Raw genomic sequence first — 24,228 nt, forward strand, 5'->3', positions numbered from 1 at the left:
AGAGAACGATGATTATGAAGGAACAGATACATACCCATACACATATAGCGCCGGACGGCACCGTCTATGAGCATACGCACACAGATGGGGAACACAGCCATTTGGAACCGCACTCACATGAGCACAGCCATGAGCATAGTCATGAGGACGGTCATGCCCATGGTCACGGGCATACCCATACCCATCAGAATACCAAGGCTGTGCTGAACCGTCTCTCCAGGGCCATCGGCCATATGGAATCCATCAAGAGGATGGTGGAGGACGGCCGGGACTGCAGCGAAGTGCTGGTACAGCTTTCCGCCGTAAAGGCAGCTATTAATAATACGGCAAAGGTGATCTTAAAGGATCACATCGAGCACTGTATGGTAGACGCGGTGGAGAGCGGCGATCACGAAGCCATTGAGGAGCTGACGGCGGCCATCGACCGGTTTATCAAATAAATAAAAAAATCTTCATAAAAATTTAAACGAAGCTACGGAAAAATGCGCTAAGATAACAGAAACAGGAGGCGCAAGAATATGAAGAGAAAAAAGATATTGCTATGTATGCTGCTGACTGCAGCCCTGCTGGCCGGCTGCAATGCCAGAAACACAGATACGGATACAACAACACCATCCCAGGGTACCGAAGACACCGCAGATTCCGATACCCCGCTGATATCCGAGAACGAAAAATCCGGAAGCGTCACCTCGCTGGCTGTGGGGGTGCCGACCGAGATAAACGGAACGGAATTCACCGTAACCACAGAGCAGGCCTATCCGGATGACGACGAAATCCTGGCAGTCAACGCCATATATGGGGATCAGACCCTGAAGCTGGATGAAAGTCTGGGGGTAAAGGGTATCTACGAGGTAGTTCAGAAGGACGGTACCTATATGCTGACAGAAACCGGCACCTTCAATGACTGGCGGGTGGTCTATCTGCTTCGGGCAGATGCGAAGGAAATCACCGAGACAGATGTGGTAGATGGTTCTCTGGGTGATATGCCAAAGAATCCCGAGGACGGATTTTCTATTACCTCCAAGATAAACGTGCTGGGCAGCTATGGCGGCACCCGGACTTACACCATTGAAAACGGCCGCTTTACCACAGACAGCACGCTGTATGAATTCCGGGGCACTCCGGACGGATACAGGCCTGTGCTAACCGTAACAGGCGAGATCAGCTGCCGGATCGAAGGCGGCAGTACGGAGCTGAAGCCTGGCGACGTGATTACCCCGACGGCATATTCGGAGGACGGAGTATTTTATTTTGAAAGGGAGGACGGCACTCCGGGCAGCTTCCAGGTGGATCTGGACGGGGAAGGAAATTACGTATATACAATTGGCGGCGTAGATGAGAATGAGCTGTTTGAATCGCTGCCCTATGCAGGTTAAAGACAGGTGTGGCACCCGGTCGGAAGGAATCCTTCCGCCGGGTGTTTTTGCACGAATTTGAAAGAATTATTTTAGAAACTTAGATCTAGATGTCGGAGCGTTGGCTTGGTACAATATAAAAAATGACGATTCATATATGGGGGAATTCAATGGATTATTATGCACATCTGACGGAGAGCAGGAAACAATCGGTAAAAGAACATTTACAGGGAACAGCAAAGCTTGCTGAAAAGTTTGCCGCAAAATTCGGCTCAGCAGAGTGGGGATATTACTGCGGATTACTTCACGATATAGGAAAGTATTCATCGGAATTCCAGCGTAAAATTCAGGAGAATCCGGATCTGCGCGTGGATCACTCTACGGCAGGGGCGCAGGTAAGCAATGAATTGGGCGCATATTATAGCCTGATGAGCTATTGTATCGCCGGACACCATGCCGGACTTCCGGATTGCGGGAGAAAAGGAGTATCCGCCAGCCTGTTGGGCAGACTTGAAAAAAAGGTTTGTGATTACAGCGAATATAAAAAAGAAATAGAGATACCGAAAATCACTACGGAGCCATTTGCGCCGGAACAGGTGGCGGATTTTGATTTCTCATTGAGTACCTTTATCCGTATGCTATACTCCTGTCTGGTAGATGCAGATTTCCTTGATACGGAACAATTCATGAGCGGCGGGGCAGCTCAAAGAGATTCCGGGGAGAATATGGAAAATCTTTTACTCAGGTTCAAAAAGCATATAGCTACATGGCTTGAAGATTGGGACGATAGAACCATCAACGGCAGACGAAGTGAGATTCTCAGAAATTGTCTGGAGCAGGGCAAATCATGTAAGGGGTTATTTCAACTTACGGTGCCTACCGGTGGAGGAAAAACGATTTCTTCGATGGCATTTGCATTGCAGCATGCCGTGAAAAATCAGATGGATCGGATCATCTATGTCATTCCCTATACAAGTATTATTGAACAGAATGCACAGGTATTTCGTGAAATACTGGGGAACGAAAATGTATTGGAAAATCACAGCAATGTGGATTATGAAAGCTCAGAGGAATTTAAACCGATGCAGCTGGCGGCGGAAAACTGGGATAAACCGATAGTGGTGACTACAAATGTCCAGTTTTTTGAATCTCTGTATGCCAATAAATCATCGAAATGCCGGAAGCTGCATAATATTGCAAACAGTGTGATTATATTTGATGAGGCACAGATGCTTCCGACAAATTATTTAAAGCCGTGTATTGCAATCATGGAGGAATTGCTGCAGCGATATGGAGCCAGCATCGTATTGTGTACGGCGACACAGCCGGCGTTGCTTCCGTTTTTTCATGGAAAACAGACGGTCAGAGAATTATGTCCAAGAAGAGAGGAACAGTTTCAATTTTTTGAAAGAGTTACTTATCAGAATATGGGAACGGTAACGGAAGAGAATATGATAGAAAGTCTGTGTCAGGAGGGACAGGCACTGTGTATTGTTAATACACGGAAAAGAGCGCAGAGACTTTATGAACAGCTGCGGGGCGAGGGGATCTATCATTTATCGACCAGCATGTATCCGTTACACAGAAGGAGAGTCCTGAATGAAATCCGCAGCAGGATAAAGGAGAAGGATAAAAAATGTATCGTTATTTCCACAAGTCTGGTAGAGGCGGGAGTAGATTTGGATTTTAAGTCTGTATATCGGGAACTTGCCGGTGTGGATTCCATTATTCAGGCAGCAGGACGCTGCAATCGAAATGGGAACAGAGATAAAAAAGAGAGTGTGGTCCATATGTTTCAATGGGAGGACAAAGAACACATACCGGGACAACAGCAGCAGATCGATACGACAAAAAGTCTGCTGGCAGAGGGAAAAGATATTACAACCCAGGAGCATATTACGGAATATTTCCGCAGACTTTATCGCATCAGGGGCGGGAGCCTGGATAAAAAAGATGTTTTAGATAAATTCAAAGACAGAGATTACCATTTTGCAACAGTCGCCAGGGAATTTAATCTGATTGAAGAAAATTCAGTTACCGTATATGTAAACAGAGAACCGGAGGCAGAGGAGCTTTTGCAGGAAATTCGGCAAAAGGGACTGACAAAGGGATTGATGAGAAAGGCTGGAAAATATTGCGTAAATGTCTATCGGGGAGACGGCCGGAAAGAAATGCTGTTTGAGAAAATGTACAGAGCGGGAATGCTGCGTCTGGTGGTGGACGGAGCACAGGATTTTTATGAGCTTACAGATAAAGAGCAGTATCTGGAAAATACAGGAATGAAACTGGACGTGGAAATGGGCGGAATGATACTGATCTGAATAAAGGAAGAATGGAAACGGCGGTACACCATAAAAAAGTGTACCGCCGCTCTTGCCTTGTGGCAAAAATTATAATTATTTCAATCCACAGGAATTTCCTGACACATACAGTATATCACAACTGAAATGAATTATTCAATGCAATAAATATTTCAATTATAATTTATTCCACGAATCAATATTCTTGTTGCAATTATGAAATAAATGTGATACAGTCTAATTATCAGATAAATGCAGAACGAAATATAACGTTATCTCGCAGATACTGTAGATGAGAGTAATAGTTTAACGATGAAAGAAGGTGAAAATAAAATGGGAATTGGAGTAAAGGTGCATGTATGGGGTGATTACGCATTGTTTTCGAGACCGGAGCTTAAGACAGAACGCTACAGCTATGACGTCATTACCCCCTCGGCGGCCCGCGGCATCCTGGACGCCGTATATTGGCATCCAGGTATGAGATGGGTCATCGATAAAATCTATGTGAAAAATCCTATTTGTTTTACAAGTGTACGGCGGAACGAAGTAAAAAGCAAAATTCTGGCAAGCAATGTGCTACAGGCATACAATGGCGCAGACAAGCCGTTGTATATCAGCGCCAGGGAGGACATTGTCCAGAGGGCAGCGCAGGTGTTGTGTAATGTTTCCTATGTGATAGAGGCGCATTTTGAAATGACAGACAAGGCAAATGCGTCGGATAATCCGGGTAAATTTAAGGATATCATTATGCGGCGATTGCGAAGGGGAGAGTGCTTCCATATGCCTTGCCTCGGATGCAGAGAATTTCCGGCAAATTTCGCTCTCTGCGAGGAAGAAGAGATCCATACCGCTTATGATGAAGTGCCGGAAAAAGATTTGGGACTTATGTTATACGATATGGATTACAGCGACCCGGAAAATATTCAGCCCATGTTTTTCCATGCGGTTATGCGTCACGGCGTGATAGATTTAAGAGAATGCGAGGTGTTACGATGATCTTGCAGGCATTGGTAAAACAATATGAGAATCTGGAAAGACAGGGAAAAGTATCCGGGCTGGGCTGGTGTCAGGCCAAAGTGTCATACGAACTTGATTTGTCAAAAAATGGAGACGTTCTGGGCGTTACTTCGCGGAAGATAGAAGAAATGCGCGGTAAAAAAACCGTCTGGGCACCAGCTTCTCTGATTGTCCCGGAAATGGTGACGCGCTCTTCTGGTGTGGCAGCTAATTTCCTGTGTGATAATTCCAAATATATGCTTGGAATCGATGTGCAGGGAACGAATCAGCGTGTTATGGATTGCTTTCGGGCCACAAGAGAAAAGCACCGGAGCGTATTGAAAAACGCGCAGGGAGAAATAGCCCGCGCGATTTTGGCCTATTTTGAGAAGTGGGATCCGCAAAAAGCAGAACAGCATCCGGTTATTCGAGAAAACTGGGAGAAGTTGACAGAAGGCGGAAACCTGATTTTCAGCGTAGAAGGACAGGAGGCGCAGGAGGACGAGGAAATCCGGACGTGTTGGGAACAGTACCGGGAGCAAGACGATGGTGAACGTAAGGGGCTTTGTCTTGTTACAGGTAGGAAAACTGAGATTTCCCGAATCCATAAAGTGATCAAAGGGGTTCCGGGCGCGCAGTCCAGCGGAGCGACATTGGTATCTTTTAATGCCCCGGCATTTGAGTCTTATGGAAAAGAACAGAGCTATAATGCACCGGTGGGGAAATATGCGGAATTTGCCTATACGACAGCATTAAATTATCTTTTGACACAGAGAGATTATACCTTTTCTCTGGGCGACGCCATGGTGGTGTACTGGGCAGAAAGCGGAAAAGAAGAATATCAGAAGTGCTTTTTTGATATCCTGAGACCGACCAAAGATAATCAAAAAAAATTAAAGGATATTTTTGATAGTTTAAAAGAAGATACGAAGGTATATCTGGAAAACACAGAGATGGATCCGGAACAGAAATTTTATATCCTGGCGTTGGCGCCCAATGCGGCTCGCTTATCGGTACGATTTTTTTACATGAATTCATTTGGGAAGATATTGCAGAATATTGCGGAACATTATGAGCGGCTCAGCATTGTAAAACCGGCCTGGGCAGAGCAGGATTATTTGGGAATTCGCGATATGCTGAATGAGACCGTGAACCAGAAGTCGAAAGATAAAACACCCATTTCAAATATGTCATCGCTTGTATTGCAGGCGATTCTGTCAGGAAGCAGATATCCGGCAAGTCTTTATACAGATACTTTGATTCGCATACGGGCAGAGAATGGCAAGATTACATGGGGGAGAGCCGCTATTATCAAAGCATATCTGAATCGCAACTATGGGTGGAAGAAAGGAGAAAGATTTATGGGACTAAAGGAAGAATGCACGGATACAGCTTATGTATTAGGAAGATTATTTTCCCTTCTGGAAGCAATACAGAAAGAAGCAAATCCATCAATCACAACGACAATCCGGGATCGGTATTTTAATTCCGCCTGTGCAACACCTGCAAGCGTATTCCCGGTGTTGATCAAATTGAAAAACAGTCATATTAAGAAGCTGGAAAGAGATAAAGGGGGCGCAAAAATTTATTATGAAAAACAGCTGACAGATATCATGGGGAGACTGGAGGAATTTCCAAAACGGTTATCATTGGAGCAGCAGGGACAATTTACGCTGGGTTACTATCATCAGCAGCAGAAAAGATATGAAAAAGGGGAGGAAAAATAAATGAGTGAAGCGATTAAAAACAGATACGAGTTCGTGATATTATTTGACGTGGAAAATGGAAATCCAAATGGCGACCCCGACGCAGGCAATATGCCCAGAATCGATCCCGAGAGTGGACTGGGACTGGTAACAGATGTTTGCCTGAAGCGCAAGATTCGCAATTATGTGGAAACAGTAAAAGAGGATGCGCAGGGATATAAAATTTACATCAAAGAGTCTGTACCTTTGAATCGCAGTGACAGAGAGGCCTGCGCAGATCTGGGAATCAGGGAAACAGAGGAAAAAAAGGTAACGGAAGAATTGAAGAAATTAAAGAAAGATGATCCGGACGCAGATCTTAAGCTGAAGGATTATATGTGCCGGAATTTCTATGACATTCGTACTTTTGGAGCCGTAATGACTACTTTTGTCAAAGCCTCTTTGAACTGTGGTCAGGTAAGAGGTCCGGTTCAGATTGGTTTCGCCCGCAGCGTTGATCCGATTATCGGTCAGGAGGTGACAATTACGAGAGTTGCTATCACTACTGAAAAAGATGCGGAAAACAAAAATACAGAAATGGGCAGAAAGACGATCGTTCCTTATGGACTTTATCGCGCGGAGGGATATATTTCTGCAAATCTGGCGCGAAAAGTAACCGGCTTTTCGGAAGAAGATCTGGAACTGTTGTGGGAAGCAATTCTCAATATGTTTGAAATAGATCATTCTGCTGCAAGGGGAAATATGGCAGTACGGGAGTTGATTGTCTTTAAGCACAGTAAGGAATTGGGAGATTGTCCGGCGTACAAATTATTCGACGCGGTAGAAGTAAAGAGAAAGGAAGATGTGGAATACCCCAGAAAATATCAGGATTATATCGTAACGGTTCACAAAGAACAGATTCCTGATTCCGTAGAAGTAAGAAGGATAAATTGATGGAATACACAGAAGACGATTATCTTATGATATCCGGAATTCAGCATTTCAGGTTCTGTAAAAGGCAGTGGGCGTTGATTCACATAGAACAGCAGTGGGCAGAGAATGAACACACAGTCATTGGTGAATTGATGCATAAAAAAGTACACGATCCCTATCTTACAGAAAAACGAAAAGATATCATCATTGCGCGGGCTATGCCGGTGGCGTCCAGAAAAATGGGTGTCACTGGTGAATGCGACGTAGTAGAGTTTCACCGATATGAGGAGGGAATTCGCCTGTATGGACATCGAGGCAATTTTTCTGTTTATCCGATAGAATACAAAAAAGGAAAGCCTAAAATTACGGAAGAAGACAGATTGCAGCTGACCGCACAGGCAATGTGCCTGGAGGAAATGCTTTCCACGCATATTTCAGAGGGGGCTTTGTTCTACGGGGAAACAAGACGGCGTGAACCTGTGGAAATAACGGAAGAGCTCCGCAATGAAGTAAAAGAAATGTTTCAGGAGATGCATCAATATTATAAGCGACGGTATACGCCGAAGGTAAAACAGGGCAAGAAATGTACAGCATGCTCGCTGAAAGATGTATGCCTTCCAAAACTTGGAAAAAACGGTTCTGTGAAAATGTATCTGGCCCAGGCGCTTATGGAGGAAGACGTATGAAAAAATTATTGAATACGTTATATGTTACTTCCGAAAACAGTTATCTGTCATTGGACGGCGAGAATATTGTTATTTATGAGAAGGAAAGCGAACTGGGAAGAGTCCCGTTGCATAATCTGGAAGGAATTGTATCCTTTGGTTATCGTGGAACCAGTCCGGCGCTTATGGGCGCCTGCGCAGAAAAAAATATTTCCCTGTGCTATATGACTCCTCAGGGGAAATTCCTGGCGCGCGTTACAGGAAAAACACGGGGAAATGTAGTTCTGCGCAAGCAGCAGTACGAGAGCAGTAACGATGATACAATCGCGCTGGAGATTGCCAAGAGTTGCATTTTGGGAAAGGTGCATAATGCGCGCTGGGTTCTGGAGCGGGCTATTCGGGATCACGCTATGCAGATAGATGCGGAGCGTGTAAAAAAGGCGTCTGAACTGTTAAAAAATTCTATTGCGATGGTTCGGAGCAGTACATCAAAGGACGAACTCAGAGGATATGAAGGAGAAGCGGCCAGTATTTACTTTGGAGTATTTGACGAGCTGATCCTGCAGCAGAAAAAGGATTTTATGTTTCGGGGCAGGAATAGAAGACCGCCTATGGACAAGATGAATGCAATGCTGTCATTTGTTTATACATTGCTGACCAATATGGAGACGTCTGCACTGGAAAGTGTAGGGCTGGATCCCTGTGTCGGTTACCTTCATACAGAACGGCCCGGCAGAGTTTCGTTAGCACTGGATATGATGGAAGAACTCAGGGCAGTTCTGGCAGATCGGTTTGTGTTGTCGTTAGTGAATAAGAAAATGATTACAGGCAAAAATTTTACACAGAAGGAAAACGGTGCGGTACTTCTTGATGACAATGGACGCAGATTGATATTGACGGAATGGCAGAACAGAAAAAAGGAGTTCATAACGCATCCGTTTTTACAGGAAAAGGTGGAGTGGGGAATGGTTCCTTATGTTCAGGCAATGTTACTGGCACGTTTTTTGCGTGGCGATTTGGATGGCTATCCGGTTTTTCTGTGGAAATGAGGTGTGGAATGTTAGTATTAATTACGTATGATGTGAATACCGAAAATGCGGCCGGAAAGACAAGGCTGCGGAAAGTCGCAAAGCAGTGTGTCAATTATGGCAGAAGAGTGCAAAATTCGGTATTTGAGTGCCTCCTAGATAATGCACAGAGTATTACCTTGAAAGCAATCCTTGCGGATATTATTGATCCAGAGAAGGATAGTCTTCGTATTTATTATTTAGGAAACAAATATCAAACGAAGATAGAACATATTGGAGTAGACAGAGGGATTGCTGCAGATCAGACGCTTATTTTATAAGTTCGGTGCGAAAGCCAATGACACATAAATGGACGGAGGGATTCGCACCTGAAAATAAGTCATGGAATGCTTAAATATGTTCTGTAAAATCGAAATGTTTAATAATTTTAAAAGTTTTAAACAATTTTTGCTGAGAATCAGATAAGATTTTAGGTAAAAATTGCTGTCGCTCCCTTCGCGGGAGCGTGGATTGAAATCGTTTGCCCGTCATATTCAAAGTCCCAAACTTCGTCGCTCCCTTCGCGGGAGCGTGGATTGAAATCCTGGTATACATCATCCGTGTGAAACCCGGCGGTTGTCGCTCCCTTCGCGGGAGCGTGGATTGAAATATTTATCACGCTATAAGCCATACGGTCAAATGCGTCGCTCCCTTCGCGGGAGCGTGGATTGAAATCAAATAGTATTCCACCGATACGGACACGCCCAAAGTCGCTCCCTTCGCGGGAGCGTGGATTGAAATCTGGAATAAATACACCTTTTGCAATAATCCGGGGTCGCTCCCTTCGCGGGAGCGTGGATTGAAATCTCGGATGTGTCGGTATCTGACACATTTTGTTCTTGTCGCTCCCTTCGCGGGAGCGTGGATTGAAATTTATCGTTGAGGTTTGATTGTGACGGGCTTGTTTGTCGCTCCCTTCGCGGGAGCGTGGATTGAAATTCTTGAAGCGCTTACAGCTGCTGGTACTGAGCTATGTCGCTCCCCTCGCGGGAGCGTGGATTGAAATTCTTATTACGTTTATCCTTGGTCAGCCCGCAATCCTTGTCGCTCCCCTCGCGGGAGCGTGGATTGAAATATATCTTCAGGAAGGCTGTCAACGCAGTATGGTTGTCGCTCCCCTCGCGGGAGCGTGGATTGAAATCATTTTGTTTGTATCGCTTTCAGTAGGCGCTTAGTCGCTCCCCTCGCGGGAGCGTGGATTGAAATCGTATTTGGCACTCTGCATAAAGAAAGGAGATTTGGTCGCTCCCCTCGCGGGAGCGTGGATTGAAATTTTGGAGGTGAAAAGTAAAATGAATGGACAGGAAGTCGCTCCCCTCGCGGGAGCGTGGATTGAAATGTCATACTCTTTTGCTGTTAAGCCACGTCGCAAGTCGCTCCCCTCGCGGGAGCGTGGATTGAAATTGGGGGTAGCCATCGCGCAGCTGGACAAAGAACCGTCGCTCCCCTCGCGGGAGCGTGGATTGAAATTAAATAGTCTCTATATGCAGACGGCAAAGACGGGTCGCTCCCCTCGCGGGAGCGTGGATTGAAATCCTACTGGCACCACCCAGTTTATATATTTGAGGTCGCTCCCCTCGCGGGAGCGTGGATTGAAATCGCAGATTCCTTACGGCTCTGGAAAATTGTTTTGTGTCGCTCCCCTCGCGGGAGCGTGGATTGAAATAGATTAAATCTGATACGGACCTGTCAGCACTTGAAGTCGCTCCCCTCGTGGGAGCGTGGATTGAAATTTGATTCTGCTTGTTGGTTCCGTTGTCGGTATGGTCGCTCCCCTCGTGGGAGCGTGGATTGAAATTTTCTAATAATAGTATGACAGATGAGCGCCATTTTGTGTCGCTCCCCTCGCGGGAGCGTGGATTGAAATAAAATTTATCATCAGAAAATATCCTGCGTTGCAAAGTCGCTCCTCTCGCGGGAGCGTGGATTGGAATTTGCAATATGCCACATTATATTTGTCGAACAAGAATATTTGACGGCGATGTAAAATTATGCTAGTCTGAATTTATCATCATTATCTGAAAAAGTTCAGGGAGTGAATCACTCCAAATATTCCAGAGATTGTGAGCCCACAAAAGATAGCGACGCCTTTACTTTGGCAAAAGAATCCAATATAATGAAGGAAGGAGAGATGAGGAGGTATATGATTATGCCGCTTATGGAAAAGGATCACTATACGATAGAGGACATTGAAGCACTGCCGGAAGGAGAACGGGCAGAACTGATAGATGGACAAATATACATGTTGGCGACACCCAGTACGAGACACCAGAGATTATCGCATTTCTTGCTTAGAAAGATAGATTCCTATATTGAATCGAAAAAGGGAAAGTGCGAGGTGTTTTATGCACCGTTTGGTGTGTTCCTGAAAAATGAAAAATGGGGAGAGGATTTCGTAGAGCCAGATCTTATGGTAATATGCGATCCGAATAAGGTAGACGAAAAAGGCTGTCACGGCGCACCCGATTGGGTGATAGAGATAGTCTCCCCTTCCAGCAAAATGAGGGATTACCTGCAAAAAGCAAACCTGTACATGAACAATGGCGTCCGGGAATACTGGATTGTGGATCCGATGCGCGAGGCAACGGTTGTCTATAAGCAGGAAGAAGAGGGTGTCTCTACGATTTGCAAATTCGGCGAACCGATAAAAGTCGGAATCTACGAAGATTTTGAGATTACAATAGAGTAGAAAATGGAACCCCGGGTAGATACAATTCATGTACGCCCGGGGTGGCGTTTACTATATAGATGTAAAAAATTTTACAGAATTAGCGACGCCTTTACTTTGGCAAAAGAATCAAATATAATAAAGGAAGGAGAGATGAGGAGGTATATGATTATGCCGCTTATGGAAAAGGAACACTATACGATCGAAGATATTTATGCGTTGCCGGAAGGAGAAAGGGCAGAACTGATAGACGGGCAGATGTATATGATGTTACCGCCTGGAAGAAGACATCAGTGGCTTTCTACTTATCTATTGACGGAAATAAGCCTCTATATCAGAAGTAAGAAGGGGACATGTGAGGTATATGCGGCTCCCTTTGGCGTATTCCTGAAAAATGAAAAAGGAGAGGACGATTATCTGGAACCGGATATTGTGGTAGTATGCGATCTGGACAAGCTGGACGAAAAAGGCTGTCATGGCGCTCCAGACTGGGTGATAGAGATTGTATCGCCCTCTAGTAAGAAGCGGGATTACCTGAAAAAGACTGCGATTTATATGGAGCAGGGTGTCCGGGAATACTGGATTGTGGATCCGATGCGCGAGGTGACCGTAGTTTATAAGCGTGAGGAAGAAGGCTTCCCGGTAATATACAAATTCGGCGAGTCGGTAAAGGCAGGGATATACGAAGAACTTGAGATTACGATAAAGTAATTTCCTCGCCGCTTTGTTAAAAAATTAGCAACTAAGTCCAAAAAGGCACATTTGTGCGCAAATGAATGCAAAAAAGCCATGGTCGAACAAGATAGACGTTTCGACTATGGCTTTTTGGTTTAAAATGTGCAAATAATGACAAAACGCACAAAAACAAGGAATGAGATCTATAATTTAGATACAAAGTAAACAATGATAATGCAAGGAGGAAAATAAAACTATGGCAAGCAATTACAGAGAACCGAAAATCATTTTCGAAGGATGGACCGACAAACCGGGTACCGGAATCATCGTGACAGGAGCAGCGAGCGGAATCGGAGCCGCTACCGCGATTCTGGCAGCACAGCATGGATTAAAGGTAGCAGCGTGGGATATGTTCGTAGAGGGTGTACAGGAGACCATCGAGCGCGCAGGTGAGTTCGGCTGCAACATCAAACCGATTCAGGCAGATCTGGCGTCCGATGAGGCAGTAGACAGAGCTATGAAAGAAACCCTGGAGTTTTGCAAGCCGAAATACTTGGCTAACGTAGCGGGACCGAAGATGCTGAACACCCAGTGGAACTACGAAGAAGTAGTCGGAATCGCGTGTGGTATGATTCACCGTCTCTGCACCGCATTCGAAGCACTGGATTTGGACGAAGGCGCAGCGGTAGTAAACGTAGCTGCAGTAGCCGGAATCTTCGAGGGCGGCGGTGGAGACCCATGGTACGCGACAGCAAAGGCCGGTATCGCAGGCTATACCAAGAATCAGGCAGATGCTCTGAAGGGACGTGTTCGTATGAACTGCGTATGCCCGGGAGGCCCGATTCACACTCCGAGAAACCACAGCGCAGTAGAAGGCGAATTCATGCAGCATCTGATTTCCATCAACCCCATGGGACGTCCGGGACGTCCGGAGGAGGAAGCAAGCGTTATCCTGTTCCTGCTCGGACCGGCATCCAGCTATGTAAACGGGCAGGTTATCGCGGTAGACGGCGGACTGACACTGGCAAGATAGGCGGGAGGACAGAACATGATTGCAGCAGAAAGAAAGACAGCGCTTCTGAACGCCATGCAAAAGCTGGAAGCATACAGACAGATTCAGAATGAGATGGGACGTGCGGTAGCAGCCTTCAACTTCCGTCAGGCAGACCGGCTTTTAAGCTTTTTCGCACTGGATAAAGCAGATGTGTCTCTGGAATACGCCGACGAGGGTGTCTTCAACGGACCGGAAGCAGTCAGGGCCATCGTAAATGACGTGGTAGGAAAGGAGCCGAAGCCCGGCGAGATGCTGGATATGCAGCTGACCACCCCGATTATCGAGATTGCCGACGACCTCCAGACCGCGAAATGTGTATGGTGGATGCCCGGCGCGGGCGCTATTCCTCAGGAGGAAGGCGACCCGATGGCTATCTGGGCCTGGGGCGAGCTGGCAGTGACCTTCGTGCAGGAAGACAGCGCGTGGAAGATCTGGAAGCTCCACTATTTCCGTTATATGAAATGCGACTATAAGAAGGGCTGGGTAGACGACACAAGCATGATCAACCGGTTGAACACACCGCTTCATCCTATGTCAGACACCACCACTTATCACAATCCCTATTCACCCACCAACATCCGTGTTGGCATCCCCTGCCCGCCGAAGCCCTACGCGGCATACGATGCGGAGAAGGATAAGAATTGGGAGCTGGATGTAAACAAGAACTGGTAAGGAGGAACGGCAGATGTTTGATTTGACAATGGAAGATTTTGACCTCCTGACCGATGAAGAATTCGAAGCAATGGAGCTTGAGGTGGGAAGACTCACTTCATGCTGGAAGGTATCCAATACTCGCGGTGGATCCGCTATCTACTGGGACGACCAGAGAATCGGCGAGAAGCGTCACGAGTATATGGCACTGAAACATCCGAGTGTCAATGTGGAGGCTGAGATGGCCTTCCGCAACAAAGCGGTAGTAGATTCTCTGGAGGGAAACTCCCTGATTCATCCGCTGACCACACCCGTCATCGTGGTGGACAAGACCAACACAAAATGCCGCGCCGTATGGCGTTCCATCGGCGTCGAGGGATTGTCCAAATTCCGGGAGAAGCCGCAGGCTATCATATCTCTCGGAAGCGTACAGGGAGCCAATGTACTGGAGGATGGCGAGTGGAAGCGGCTGTGGGGAGCATGGCTTCGTCTCACCAAGAACGAGTATCACGCAGGCTGGGTAGAGAGTATGGTTCCGACCAACACGAGACCGCCTCTTACACCGGAGCAGGACAGAGCGATGCTTGGAAAATACGCATATCAGAAAGACGAAATCCGCAAGCCCGCGCCGGAACCGCCCCATGACGACACCTGGGAGGTATGGCCGGACGAGACGGATCCGAGTTATCAGTTCATTAATCTTAAGAATTAACCGCTTCAGAAAACTGACAGATGGGGTAGTAGTATGGCACGATATATTGTAAAACGAATTTTAATGATGATTCCTGTATTGATAGGGGTTTCCATCCTGTTATTTGCGATTCAGGCACTGACGCCGGGAGATCCGGCCAACATCGTACTGGGACAGGATGCGCCAATAGAGGAAAAAGAAGCGTGGAGAGAGGCGAATGGGTTAAATGATCCGATGGTTGTCCAATATGCCCGATATGTAAAAAATGTTGTGACTAAGGGCGATTTCGGAACATCCTACAGAAACGGCAAACCCATTACAGGAGATTTGATTCAGCGTTGGCCTACCACATTAAAGACCTGTCTTCTGAGTTTGGCAGTGGCGGCAATTATCGGAATTCCTCTTGGAATACTCTCTGCGCTGAAACATGGAACATGGATAGATTCTGCGGCCCGATCCTTTGGAGTTCTGGGAGTTTCTATCCCGAACTTCTGGATGGCGTTGATGCTGATTATTATCTTTTCCCTGAATTTAAAATGGTTCCCGGTATCCGGTTCTTACGGACCGATCTACTGGGTGCTTCCCATAGCGACACTGGGTATCAACAATGCGGCCAATATCATGAGATATACCAGATCCGCAGTGCTTGATAATGTAAAACAGGATTTTGTAAGAACAGCGCGGGCCAAGGGCCAGAAAGAATCTAAGATTATTATGCATCATATCATGGGAAATGCCATGATACCGATTACCACCTGTATCGGCATTTTCCTAGTGAGCAACATGGCAGGTACCATCGTAATTGAGCAGATCTTTTCCCTGCCCGGACTGGGTTCCCTTATGATAACAGCGGTTACTCAGAGAGATTATCCGGTACTCAGAGGATGTATTCTTCTGGTAGCAGTTACGACCTGCGTCATTAACCTGTTGATTGACCTATTCTACGCGGTCATCGATCCGAGAATCAAGGCGAGACTGAAGCAGGAAGGCGGAACCAGCATTATCAAAAAACGGATGCAGGGAGGTGTGGCAAAATCATGAGTGCAAAGCAGGCAGCTTTTAACAGAAAAGAAATAAAAAAGAGAAGCATGTTTGTGGAAGCCATGAACAGACTGATGCACAACAAGTCTGCAATCTTCGGACTGATCATTATGATAGCCATGATTTTGCTTTGTGTATTTGCAAATGTGATATGTCCGGAAGGCTATAACACACAGAACATCCCGGATGCATTCAGCGCTCCGTTTGGAAAGTATGTGTTCGGAACCGATAACCTGGGAAGACCGATGTTGGCCCGTATCCTTTACGGAGGCCGGAACTCCCTTCTGATTGGCTTCGCGGCAACTCTGATAGCAGCCGTCGTGGGAGTTATTCTCGGAATGCTGGCAGCATTCTACGGCGGAATGGTGGACAATATCATCATGAGATGTATGGACGTCCTGAATTCCATTCCGAACCTGCTTCTGGCGGTATTGGTATCAGCCTGTCTGGGAAGCGGAACCGTGAACACGATGATTGCAGTGGCGGTATCGACCATCGCGGGATTTGCGAGAACCGTCCGCGGACCGATGCTGGCGATTATGGGACAGGAGTACATAGAAGCAGCCCGCTCCATTGATGCCAGCGACAAGAGAATTATGTTCAAGCATATTCTCCCGAACATTTTGTCACCGATTATTGTACAGTTTACCATGGGTACTGCGATTTCCATTCTGTGCGTATCATCCTTAAGCTTTATCGGAATGGGAATTCAGCCGCCGATTCCGGAGTGGGGCGGACTGCTTTCTGCAGGACGTCAGTACATTACCAGATATCCGTATCTGTGTATTGAGCCGGGTATTGCGATTGCGTTGGTGGTATTTTCCATGAACCTGTTTGGCGATGGTCTGAGAGACGCACTGGACCCGAGACTGAAGAGATAAGGAGGAACAGAAATTATGTGTGAGAGAAAAGAACTTCTGTCGATTCAGGACTTATCTGTACATTATATCACGAAGGATATGGGTACCTGTAAGGCAGTCAATAACGTATCCTTCAATATCTACGAAGGTGAGACCATCGGCCTGGTGGGCGAGACAGGGGCCGGAAAGACAACTATTGCGCTTTCCATCCTGGGACTGATTCCTTCTCCGCCCGGAAAAATTGTAGATGGTAAGATTGTATACAAGGGTGAAGACCTGTTAAAGAAAAATAACAAGGCAATGCAGAAAATTCGTGGAAAAGAAATTTCTATGATTTTCCAGGATCCGATGACGACTCTGAACCCGATTGATACGGTCGGAGATCAGATTGCCGAGGTTATTGAGTTACATAACCATATCAGCAAAAAAGAAGCGATTGAGCAGGCTGGAAAAATGCTGGAGATGGTAGGAATTCCAAAAGAACGTTATGGAGAATATCCGCATCAGTTTTCCGGCGGTATGAAACAGCGAGTTGTCATCGCGATGGCGCTGGCATGTTCACCTGCACTTCTTCTGGCAGATGAGCCTACGACGGCACTGGACGTGACTATTCAGGCGCAGATTCTGGAAATGATGAACGATATCAAGAAAACCCATGACGGAGCCATTATGCTGATTACCCATGACCTGGGCGTGGTGGCACAGATGTGCGACCGGGTTGCGATTGTATATGCGGGAGAAATTCTGGAGATCGGAACCGTGCAGCAGGTATACAAGAATATCCTTCATCCTTATACAAAGGGTTTATTTGAATCATTACCCGGATACAGCGCAGGAAAACGTCTGAAACAGATCGACGGCCTGATGCCGGATCCTTCCGATTTACCGCCATTGTGTAAGTTTGAGCCGCGCTGCCCCTATTCTTGTGAGCAGTGCAAGAAAGAAATGCCGCAGCTTATCGATATGGGAGACGGACATATGGTCCGCTGCCTGAGAGCGCAGAAAGGGCAGGTGTAGAAGATGGAAACTATTTTAGAGGTAAATAATCTGAAAAAATATTTCCCCGTAGGAGGCAGAACCCTTCATGCAGTGGATGACATCACCTTTTCCATCAACAAGGGAGAGACCCTGGGAGTGGTAGGAGAGTCTGGCTGTGGAAAGTCTACCATGGGAAGAACGCTTCTTCATCTGCACGAAAGCACAAGCGGTACGATTCGTTTCAAGGGAGAGGACATTACCAAGATCAATAAGAAGAAGCTGAGCGAGTTAAGAAAAGAAATGCAGTTTATCTTCCAGGATCCGTTTTCGTCCCTGAATCCGAGATTTACCGTATATCAGACGCTTGCGGAGCCACTGGAGATAGCGGGCGGCTATTCCAAGAAAGAAATTGAAGAAAAAGTATACGCCATGATGGATACGGTCGGTCTGGCAAGGAGACTGGTCAATACCTATCCCCATGAGCTGGACGGCGGCAGACGCCAGAGAATCGGCATTGGCCGCGCGATGATTCTGGAACCGGACTTTATCGTATGTGACGAGCCGGTATCCGCGCTGGACGTATCTATTCAGGCGCAGATTATCAATCTTCTGCTGGATATGCAGGAGGAGAAGCAATTAACGTATGTATTTATTACCCATGATTTGATGGTAGTAAAATATATTTCCACAAAAATAATGGTAATGTATTTGGGAGAGGTTGTAGAATTTGCGGAGACAGAGGAGCTTTTTGAATCGACTCTGCATCCGTATACAAAGGCATTACTTTCCGCAGTTCCGTTTCCGGATGTGGATGCGAAACAGAACCGGATTGTACTGGAAGGAGAGGTTACATCACCAATTGACCCGCCGCAGTGCTGCAGATTCTGCGCAAGATGTAAATACGCGCAGGACAAGTGCCGCAAGGAAATTCCACCTCTGACAGAGGTAAAACCAGGACATATGGTGAAATGCCATTTTGTAAAAGAAATCAATAAAATGTGAAACATAAACCAAGGAGGTATTTTATGAGAAAGAAAGGTTTGGCATTGTTATTGACAGCAGCCATGGTCTGCTCACTGGGCCTGGCCGGATGTGGGGAAAATTCATCCGACACGACCGAAAATGGGGGAGAAGCAACAAGTGCGTCAAATGCGTCTGACTTACAGGTAGACAGCGCGACAGACGCCGTATCGTCAAAGGATACCCTGACGATCGCGATGCCCAGTGATCCGGGTACCATTGATATGCATTATTCCACAGCATATGACTATGTGGCGCCGTTCGTAGTAAATCATCTTCTGATTCAGGAGTATGACGCAAACGGAACCGTGCTTCCGGCTATCGGAGACGAGTCTCTGGCAGCAGAGTATACCTATGATGACGACGATATGGGAATTACCTTTACCCTGCGTGATGGCGTAACCTTCTCCAACGGATACGCGCTGACTCCGGAAGACGTGGCATTTTCTATCCGTCTCTGCAGCGATCAGTCCTTCTATCAGATGGTAGACTTTGACAACATTGAGACCGCAGACAATACCGTTCACGTTCCTTTCTTAAAGAAAGACGCGAACGCATTATATAACATCGGCGCAACTATTCCGATTTACTCTGAGCAGTACTATAACGAGCTGAACAATGAGGCAGAATTTTTCTCCACAAGCGCAGTAGGAACCGGCCCGTACAAGATTGTAGATTGGGTAGGCGGCGACTATCTGGATATGGAAGCAAATGAGAACTATTTCGCAGGCGCGCCGAAGATTCAGAAGCTTCGTCTTCGTTTCATCACCGATGCATCCGTAGCTTACATGGAGCTTCAGAATGGCGGTGTGGATATCGTAACATCCCCGAACTGGACAGATGTAGACAGCGTTCTTGCAGGCGCGGCATCTGGTATTGACTGTTGGGAAGAGTCTTCCGCGTATATGCTTCAGTTTGGTATGAACTGCTCTGGTGCGTTAAGCAACCTGAAGCTTCGTCAGGCAGTTGTTACAGCTATCAACAAGGATGAGCTTGCGCAGGGCGCATTCCTTGGCTCTGGAGAGAATTCCTATTGTCTGGTATCCGAGTCCCTTCCAGGAACCATCGACTATGCAGATAGCTGGCCGTACAGCTATGATCCGGAAAAGGCGAAAGAGCTTCTGAAAGAAGCGGGTTATGAGCCGGGTCAGCTTACTTTAACCTGTATCGTAGGTGCAGGCGGCGGTCCCCGTACAGACGCAGCGCAGATGATCGGCGGATATCTGGAAGCAATCGGTGTTACACTTGAGATTAAGGAAGTAGATATCGCAACATATGCATCCACCATTACTGATCAGCCTGAGTCCTGGGATTTCTGGCTCCGTAACTTCGGCTCCGGTATCGGAAATGCGCCCAGCGCCCATGACTATTTCGCAACCAACATTCCGATGAACTGCTTTATCGACAAGCAGGACTCCTCCGCAAAGATGCTGGATCTGGCATCCAAGATGGGCGAGACTATGGATGATACCGAGAGAACTGCAGTATTCAAGGAGTTGCAGGATTATTACCTGAATGAGTGTCTGTACAGCTGCCCGCTGGTACAGCAGAAGACCTATACTCTGGTAAATTCCGGACTTAAGAACCTGACAAAGTGCGGACAGTTATACTGGAATGTAAGAAACGCTTACTTTGAGTAAAAAAGTAATAGAAAGAAACGCGGCATAAAGGAGAGGAAACATGGCTGAAAATTACCTGTATGCAGGCTCATGGCTGGATGATTCAGGAAGAGCCGGAGGCGGAATTCATCGGTATCAGATAAAAGAAAACGGAGAATTGGAGCTGCTCGACCATATCGCAGAAGATGTGGCAGCAGGATATATCGCAATATCAGCGGATAAGAAATATCTGTATACAGTCAATGAAATAAAGAGACGCCCGGATGTGGTAAAAACAGAAGGAGGAATCTATGCCTACGCTATCAATCAGAAGGACGGATCTTTACTGGAATTGAACCATATTTCCTCATGCGGTGTATTTCCAAACTATCTTGTGTTATCCTCCGATGGAAGATACCTGTACGGAATCAATTACGGTTCGGAGGATATGGTAATCAGAAGCAGGAAGAATGAAGAGGGCAGGTATGTTCTGAAGGAAGTATATGAAGAATCCAGCATGATTGCCGTGGATTTACAGGAGGATGGCAGCCTGGGAGAAATCAGTGCGATGCACCTTTTCTCCGGGGAGCCGAGCAGATATTTTGAGTGGTTCCAGGCTGCGCCCCATCCCCACTGTATCGGGTTGGATCCATCGGATCAGATGCTTCTGGTGGCAGACCGCGGCTGTGACAGGATTGTGACCTGTCACTATGACGCGGAAAAAAAGGAATTTACCCGGATTCATGAATATGCGACAGAGCATGGAGTCGGGCCGAGAAATTGTGTATTTCATCCGACGTTGCCATTTGTATATGTCGTCGGAGAAGTAAAACCATATGTAACCGTATATCAATATAACGCGCAGACGGCAGAGCTGACGGAGATAGCGTCTTATCTGACGGAAAAGCATGAGTTGGAGTATATGCAGGGGGATGATTTCTTTGCATATGCCCACCCTTCTGATATCCGGATTCATCCGGACGGAGGAATGCTGTATGTGGCCAACCGGGGGCCAGATACGATAGCTTGCTTTGAAATCTCACCGAAAAATGGCCTGCTGACACAGGTGGAACTGGTTTCCACGGAAGGAAAATTCCCCTGGAGCATGGATTTTTCAACACAGGGAACCTGGATGTATGTGGGCAATAAGGTAGGAGAGTGTATCAGCGCTTTTCAGTTGGATGAGAAGAGAATTCCGAGATATAAAGGTGAAGCAGGGCATATTGAGAGAACTGTATGCCTGAAAAGCATAGAGATATAGAGGAAGCGTTATGAGACTTATAGAAAATGTATATCAGACAAGCGGCGTTATATATGGGACAAATTCCAGTACCTATTGCATTGATACCAGCAAAGGACTGGTATTGATAGACGCCGGATTTTCAGAAAAACAATATGATGTTATGCGTTTCCGGAGAAAGCAGGACGATCTTGGAACTAAGAAAATTCGCGATGTATTTCTTACGCATAGTCATTTTGACCATGCAGGCAATAGCTGGCTTCTGCAGCAGAATGGCGCGAAAGTTTATGTGGGAGCAGACGATGCGGAAGCTCTGGAAAAAGCAGATGAAAGAACGCTTAGTGATTTATTTGGAAGAAAATTTCACGCGTTTACACCGGACGGAAAAGTCCGGGACGGACAGACCTTTGATTATGGCAATACACAGCTGACTGTTTTGGAACATCCGGGTCACACAGAGGGAACCATTTCCATTCTGGCGGAGACAAACGGAAAGAAAATTTTATTCGCAGGCGATATTTTTGTATTGAAAGCATGTAATCCGGCAGATGAGCTTCAGCCTGAAATTGGCTGGACCGGAGGCCCCGACTACAACGGCAAGAAGAATCTGGAGACTTTCCGAAAGCTTAAGGAGCTGCCGCCGGTGGACTTGGTGGCACCGGGACACGGAAGCATCTATTTCGGTGATAGCAGGAAGCTGTTTGAGATACTGTATCATTTGGCAGAGAAGGAGGCACAGCAGTGAAATACCAGACATTGTTCACCCCCATCCAGATTGGCAAAATCACATTAAAAAACAGATTTGCAATGGCCCCTATGGGGCCATTGGGTCTGGGTGACAGCGAAGGCGGCTGGAATCAGAGGGGTATTGACTATTATACAAGACGGGCGCAGGGAGGCACCGGGCTTATCATCACCGGAGTAACCTTTTCAGACTGTGAGGTAGAGACCCAGTCCATGCCGAACGCTCCCAACAGTACGTACAATCCCGTGCATTTTGTGAGAACAAGCCGGGAGATGACAGAGCGTGTTCACGCCTATGGGGCGAAAATCTTTTTGCAGATGTCAGGCGGATTTGGGCGTGTGACAATTCCTACAAATCTGGGAGAGTTCCCGCCGGTAGCTCCCTCTCCCATTCCCCATCGTTGGCTTGATAAGACCTGTCGGGAACTTACCAGGGACGAAATTCACAAGATTATAGAAAGCTTTGGAAAGGGCGCGTTTAACGCAAAAAGAGCAGGCTTCGACGGCGTGGAGATTCACGCGGTTCATGAGGGTTATCTCATCGACCAGTTCGCTATTGCCTTTTTCAATCACAGAACCGACGAGTACGGCGGAAGCCTGGAGAACCGGCTACGCTTTGCGAAAGAGATCCGCGAAGAAATCGCGAAGACCTGCGGTTGGGACTTCCCGGTGGCGGTGCGCTTTAGTCCGAAGAGTATGCTCAAAGACTGGAGAAAGGGCGCTCTTCCGAATGAGGAGTTTGAGGAGAAGGGACGTAACCTGGAGGAAGGCCTTCAGACTGCGAAGCTTTTGGAAGCCTATGGATACGACGCTCTGGATGTGGATGTGGGATGCTACGACGCATGGTGGTGGAACCATCCGCCTATGTATATGGAGAAGGGGCCCTATCGGAAATACGCGAAGCTAGTCAAAGAGATCGTAAAGGTTCCGGTCTTCATGGCGGGCCGCATGGATACGCCGGAGATGGCTGAAAGCTGTGTAAAGGACGGTACCTGTGACGTGATTTCCCTGGGAAGACCGCTTTTGGCAGACCCGGATTACGTAAAGAAGCTGCGTACGAACCACGTTTGTGAGATTCGCCCCTGTATCTCCTGTCAGGAGGGCTGCATGGGAAGAATCCAGACCTACTCCATGATCAACTGTGCGGTAAACCCCCAGGCGGCCAGAGAGCGCGTGACGGCCTACGAGCCGGTGGCGCGGAAGAAACGCGTGCTTATCGCGGGCGGCGGCGTGGCAGGCTGCGAGGCGGCCAGAGTGCTGGCGGAGCGCGGCCATGAGCCGGTGCTGTACGAGGCGTCCGAGAGGCTTGGCGGCAATCTGCTTCCGGGCGGGGCGCCTGCTTTCAAGGAAGACGACCTGCAGCTGGTGAAATGGTATGAAAACGAGCTTGAGCGCCTGCGCGTTCCGGTTTATCTAAATACAAGGGTTACGAAGGAAATGGTGTTGGAGAGCGACTGCGACGCAGTCATCGTAGCCACCGGTTCCCGCCCGAAGATGTTCTCTCTGGGCGACGATGAGAAGGTATACTGCGCGGAGCAGGTACTGATGAACCAGAAGGATCCGGGCGACAGGGTAGTCGTCGTGGGCGGCGGTCTGGTAGGCTGTGAGATGGCCCTGGACCTGGCCCAGAAGGGCAAGAAGGTTACGATTCTGGAGGCCCTGCCGAAGATTATGGCGGTGAACGGTCCTATCTGTTCAGCAAATAAGGAGATGCTGGAGGAGCTGCTTCCCTTCCACGGTGTGAATATCATTTGCAATGCTAAGGTGACAGGCTTTAAAGACGGCGCAGTCAGCTACGAGACTGCCGGAAAAGCAGAGAAGCTGGACGCAGACAGCGTCATCCTCTCCGTAGGCTACCGCAGCGCGGACGAGCTCTATCATGAGCTGGAATTTGACGTGGCGGATCTGTATCTGCTGGGAGATGCAGGAAAGGTGTCCAATATCATGTATGCTATCTGGGATGCGTTTGAGGTGGCAAATCACATCTGAGTACGGAGCAATCCGGTA

Annotated in this window: 22 protein-coding genes and 1 CRISPR repeat array; all 22 genes read left to right on the forward strand. The window is 47.3% G+C overall.

What is annotated here, in order from left to right; translation table 11 throughout:
- The first annotated feature begins 14 nt into the window (after positions 1 to 14).
- The 22 genes from ACESZP_RS04690 to ACESZP_RS04795 all read left to right on the forward strand — a co-directional run bounded on the left by ACESZP_RS04690 (position 15) and on the right by ACESZP_RS04795 (position 24,210).
- Complete coding sequence (locus tag ACESZP_RS04690) at positions 15 to 440, forward strand: metal-sensing transcriptional repressor (RefSeq protein WP_499708182.1); 426 nt, start codon at positions 15 to 17, stop codon at positions 438 to 440.
- A 78-nt stretch (positions 441 to 518) separates the two neighbouring features.
- Positions 519 to 1,376, forward strand: a complete 858-nt coding sequence (locus ACESZP_RS04695) for a hypothetical protein (RefSeq protein ID WP_499708183.1) — start codon at positions 519 to 521, stop codon at positions 1,374 to 1,376.
- A gap of 149 nt (positions 1,377 to 1,525) precedes the next feature.
- Positions 1,526 to 3,676, forward strand: a complete 2,151-nt coding sequence (gene cas3, locus ACESZP_RS04700; RefSeq protein ID WP_499708184.1) for a CRISPR-associated helicase Cas3' — start codon at positions 1,526 to 1,528, stop codon at positions 3,674 to 3,676.
- 312 nt (positions 3,677 to 3,988) lie between these two features.
- The gene (cas5c, locus tag ACESZP_RS04705) at positions 3,989 to 4,651 is read left to right on the forward strand and encodes a type I-C CRISPR-associated protein Cas5c (RefSeq protein WP_499708185.1); all 663 of its coding nucleotides are present in this window, start codon (positions 3,989 to 3,991) and stop codon (positions 4,649 to 4,651) included.
- A complete protein-coding gene (gene cas8c / locus ACESZP_RS04710) occupies positions 4,648 to 6,378 on the forward strand; it encodes a type I-C CRISPR-associated protein Cas8c/Csd1 (RefSeq protein ID WP_499708186.1) in 1,731 nt (576 codons plus the stop codon). The genes cas5c and cas8c overlap by 4 nt, the downstream gene beginning before the upstream one ends.
- A complete protein-coding gene (gene cas7c / locus ACESZP_RS04715; protein WP_499708187.1) occupies positions 6,379 to 7,290 on the forward strand; it encodes a type I-C CRISPR-associated protein Cas7/Csd2 in 912 nt (303 codons plus the stop codon).
- Positions 7,290 to 7,955, forward strand: coding sequence for a CRISPR-associated protein Cas4 (gene cas4, locus ACESZP_RS04720; protein ID WP_499708188.1), 666 nt, complete (start codon positions 7,290 to 7,292; stop codon positions 7,953 to 7,955). The genes cas7c and cas4 overlap by 1 nt, the downstream gene beginning before the upstream one ends.
- A complete protein-coding gene (gene cas1c, locus ACESZP_RS04725; protein ID WP_499708189.1) occupies positions 7,952 to 8,983 on the forward strand; it encodes a type I-C CRISPR-associated endonuclease Cas1c in 1,032 nt (343 codons plus the stop codon). Before cas4 ends, cas1c begins: the two co-directional genes overlap by 4 nt.
- Positions 8,984 to 8,991: 8 nt before the next feature.
- On the forward strand, positions 8,992 to 9,282 hold the full coding sequence (gene cas2, locus ACESZP_RS04730; protein WP_158364165.1) for a CRISPR-associated endonuclease Cas2: 291 nt from the start codon (positions 8,992 to 8,994) through the stop codon (positions 9,280 to 9,282).
- A gap of 165 nt (positions 9,283 to 9,447) precedes the next feature.
- A CRISPR array of direct repeats spans positions 9,448 to 10,935; the repeat unit is 32 nt; unit sequence GTCGCTCCCCTCGCGGGAGCGTGGATTGAAAT.
- A 215-nt stretch (positions 10,936 to 11,150) separates the two neighbouring features.
- Entirely contained in the window at positions 11,151 to 11,690 is a 540-nt protein-coding gene (locus tag ACESZP_RS04735) for a Uma2 family endonuclease (protein ID WP_499708251.1), read from the forward strand.
- Between the two features lie 150 nt (positions 11,691 to 11,840).
- The gene (locus ACESZP_RS04740) at positions 11,841 to 12,380 is read left to right on the forward strand and encodes a Uma2 family endonuclease (RefSeq protein WP_499708190.1); all 540 of its coding nucleotides are present in this window, start codon (positions 11,841 to 11,843) and stop codon (positions 12,378 to 12,380) included.
- 220 nt (positions 12,381 to 12,600) lie between these two features.
- Positions 12,601 to 13,377 carry an SDR family NAD(P)-dependent oxidoreductase gene (locus tag ACESZP_RS04745; protein ID WP_499708191.1) on the forward strand — a complete coding sequence of 259 codons (777 nt, stop codon included), beginning with the start codon at positions 12,601 to 12,603 and terminating at the stop codon, positions 13,375 to 13,377.
- A 15-nt stretch (positions 13,378 to 13,392) separates the two neighbouring features.
- Positions 13,393 to 14,070: a nuclear transport factor 2 family protein gene (locus ACESZP_RS04750; RefSeq protein ID WP_178039638.1), complete on the forward strand. Its 678-nt coding sequence runs from the start codon at positions 13,393 to 13,395 to the stop codon at positions 14,068 to 14,070.
- 13 nt (positions 14,071 to 14,083) lie between these two features.
- Positions 14,084 to 14,761 (forward strand): hypothetical protein, encoded by a 678-nt coding sequence (locus tag ACESZP_RS04755; protein WP_499708192.1) that lies wholly within the window; start codon positions 14,084 to 14,086, stop codon positions 14,759 to 14,761.
- A gap of 33 nt (positions 14,762 to 14,794) precedes the next feature.
- A complete protein-coding gene (locus ACESZP_RS04760) occupies positions 14,795 to 15,781 on the forward strand; it encodes an ABC transporter permease (RefSeq protein ID WP_499708193.1) in 987 nt (328 codons plus the stop codon).
- Positions 15,778 to 16,662, forward strand: a complete 885-nt coding sequence (locus ACESZP_RS04765) for an ABC transporter permease (RefSeq protein WP_499708194.1) — start codon at positions 15,778 to 15,780, stop codon at positions 16,660 to 16,662. The genes ACESZP_RS04760 and ACESZP_RS04765 overlap by 4 nt, the downstream gene beginning before the upstream one ends.
- Positions 16,663 to 16,677: 15 nt before the next feature.
- A complete protein-coding gene (locus tag ACESZP_RS04770; RefSeq protein WP_499708195.1) occupies positions 16,678 to 17,658 on the forward strand; it encodes an ABC transporter ATP-binding protein in 981 nt (326 codons plus the stop codon).
- 3 nt (positions 17,659 to 17,661) lie between these two features.
- On the forward strand, positions 17,662 to 18,621 hold the full coding sequence (locus ACESZP_RS04775; protein ID WP_499708196.1) for an ABC transporter ATP-binding protein: 960 nt from the start codon (positions 17,662 to 17,664) through the stop codon (positions 18,619 to 18,621).
- 23 nt (positions 18,622 to 18,644) lie between these two features.
- Positions 18,645 to 20,279, forward strand: a complete 1,635-nt coding sequence (locus tag ACESZP_RS04780; RefSeq protein WP_499708197.1) for an ABC transporter substrate-binding protein — start codon at positions 18,645 to 18,647, stop codon at positions 20,277 to 20,279.
- Between the two features lie 40 nt (positions 20,280 to 20,319).
- On the forward strand, positions 20,320 to 21,498 hold the full coding sequence (locus ACESZP_RS04785) for a lactonase family protein (RefSeq protein WP_499708198.1): 1,179 nt from the start codon (positions 20,320 to 20,322) through the stop codon (positions 21,496 to 21,498).
- Between the two features lie 10 nt (positions 21,499 to 21,508).
- Complete coding sequence (locus tag ACESZP_RS04790) at positions 21,509 to 22,222, forward strand: MBL fold metallo-hydrolase (protein WP_499708199.1); 714 nt, start codon at positions 21,509 to 21,511, stop codon at positions 22,220 to 22,222.
- Entirely contained in the window at positions 22,219 to 24,210 is a 1,992-nt protein-coding gene (locus ACESZP_RS04795) for an oxidoreductase (RefSeq protein ID WP_499708200.1), read from the forward strand. The genes ACESZP_RS04790 and ACESZP_RS04795 overlap by 4 nt, the downstream gene beginning before the upstream one ends.
- The last annotated feature ends 18 nt before the right edge of the window (positions 24,211 to 24,228 follow it).

Origin of the sequence: Candidatus Dorea massiliensis AP6 (assembly GCF_964245105.1) — a bacterium.
GTDB classification, from domain to species: domain Bacteria; phylum Bacillota; class Clostridia; order Lachnospirales; family Lachnospiraceae; genus Laedolimicola; species Laedolimicola intestinihominis.

Bases quoted from the DNA above. Each gene is read 5' to 3' on its own strand.
- ACESZP_RS04735 (WP_499708251.1), top strand. From the start codon at position 11,151: ATGCCGCTTATGGAAAAGGATCACTATACGATAGAGGACATTGAAGCA.
- ACESZP_RS04765 (WP_499708194.1), top strand. From the start codon at position 15,778: ATGAGTGCAAAGCAGGCAGCTTTTAACAGAAAAGAAATAAAAAAGAGA.
- ACESZP_RS04760 (WP_499708193.1), top strand. From the start codon at position 14,795: ATGGCACGATATATTGTAAAACGAATTTTAATGATGATTCCTGTATTG.
- cas8c (WP_499708186.1), top strand. From the start codon at position 4,648: ATGATCTTGCAGGCATTGGTAAAACAATATGAGAATCTGGAAAGACAG.
- cas7c (WP_499708187.1), top strand. From the start codon at position 6,379: ATGAGTGAAGCGATTAAAAACAGATACGAGTTCGTGATATTATTTGAC.
- ACESZP_RS04780 (WP_499708197.1), top strand. From the start codon at position 18,645: ATGAGAAAGAAAGGTTTGGCATTGTTATTGACAGCAGCCATGGTCTGC.
- cas5c (WP_499708185.1), top strand. From the start codon at position 3,989: ATGGGAATTGGAGTAAAGGTGCATGTATGGGGTGATTACGCATTGTTT.
- cas3 (WP_499708184.1), top strand. From the start codon at position 1,526: ATGGATTATTATGCACATCTGACGGAGAGCAGGAAACAATCGGTAAAA.
- cas4 (WP_499708188.1), top strand. From the start codon at position 7,290: ATGGAATACACAGAAGACGATTATCTTATGATATCCGGAATTCAGCAT.
- ACESZP_RS04755 (WP_499708192.1), top strand. From the start codon at position 14,084: ATGTTTGATTTGACAATGGAAGATTTTGACCTCCTGACCGATGAAGAA.
- cas1c (WP_499708189.1), top strand. From the start codon at position 7,952: ATGAAAAAATTATTGAATACGTTATATGTTACTTCCGAAAACAGTTAT.
- ACESZP_RS04740 (WP_499708190.1), top strand. From the start codon at position 11,841: ATGCCGCTTATGGAAAAGGAACACTATACGATCGAAGATATTTATGCG.
- ACESZP_RS04750 (WP_178039638.1), top strand. From the start codon at position 13,393: ATGATTGCAGCAGAAAGAAAGACAGCGCTTCTGAACGCCATGCAAAAG.
- ACESZP_RS04770 (WP_499708195.1), top strand. From the start codon at position 16,678: ATGTGTGAGAGAAAAGAACTTCTGTCGATTCAGGACTTATCTGTACAT.
- ACESZP_RS04790 (WP_499708199.1), top strand. From the start codon at position 21,509: ATGAGACTTATAGAAAATGTATATCAGACAAGCGGCGTTATATATGGG.
- cas2 (WP_158364165.1), top strand. From the start codon at position 8,992: ATGTTAGTATTAATTACGTATGATGTGAATACCGAAAATGCGGCCGGA.
- ACESZP_RS04690 (WP_499708182.1), top strand. From the start codon at position 15: ATGAAGGAACAGATACATACCCATACACATATAGCGCCGGACGGCACC.
- ACESZP_RS04695 (WP_499708183.1), top strand. From the start codon at position 519: ATGAAGAGAAAAAAGATATTGCTATGTATGCTGCTGACTGCAGCCCTG.
- ACESZP_RS04745 (WP_499708191.1), top strand. From the start codon at position 12,601: ATGGCAAGCAATTACAGAGAACCGAAAATCATTTTCGAAGGATGGACC.
- ACESZP_RS04785 (WP_499708198.1), top strand. From the start codon at position 20,320: ATGGCTGAAAATTACCTGTATGCAGGCTCATGGCTGGATGATTCAGGA.
- ACESZP_RS04775 (WP_499708196.1), top strand. From the start codon at position 17,662: ATGGAAACTATTTTAGAGGTAAATAATCTGAAAAAATATTTCCCCGTA.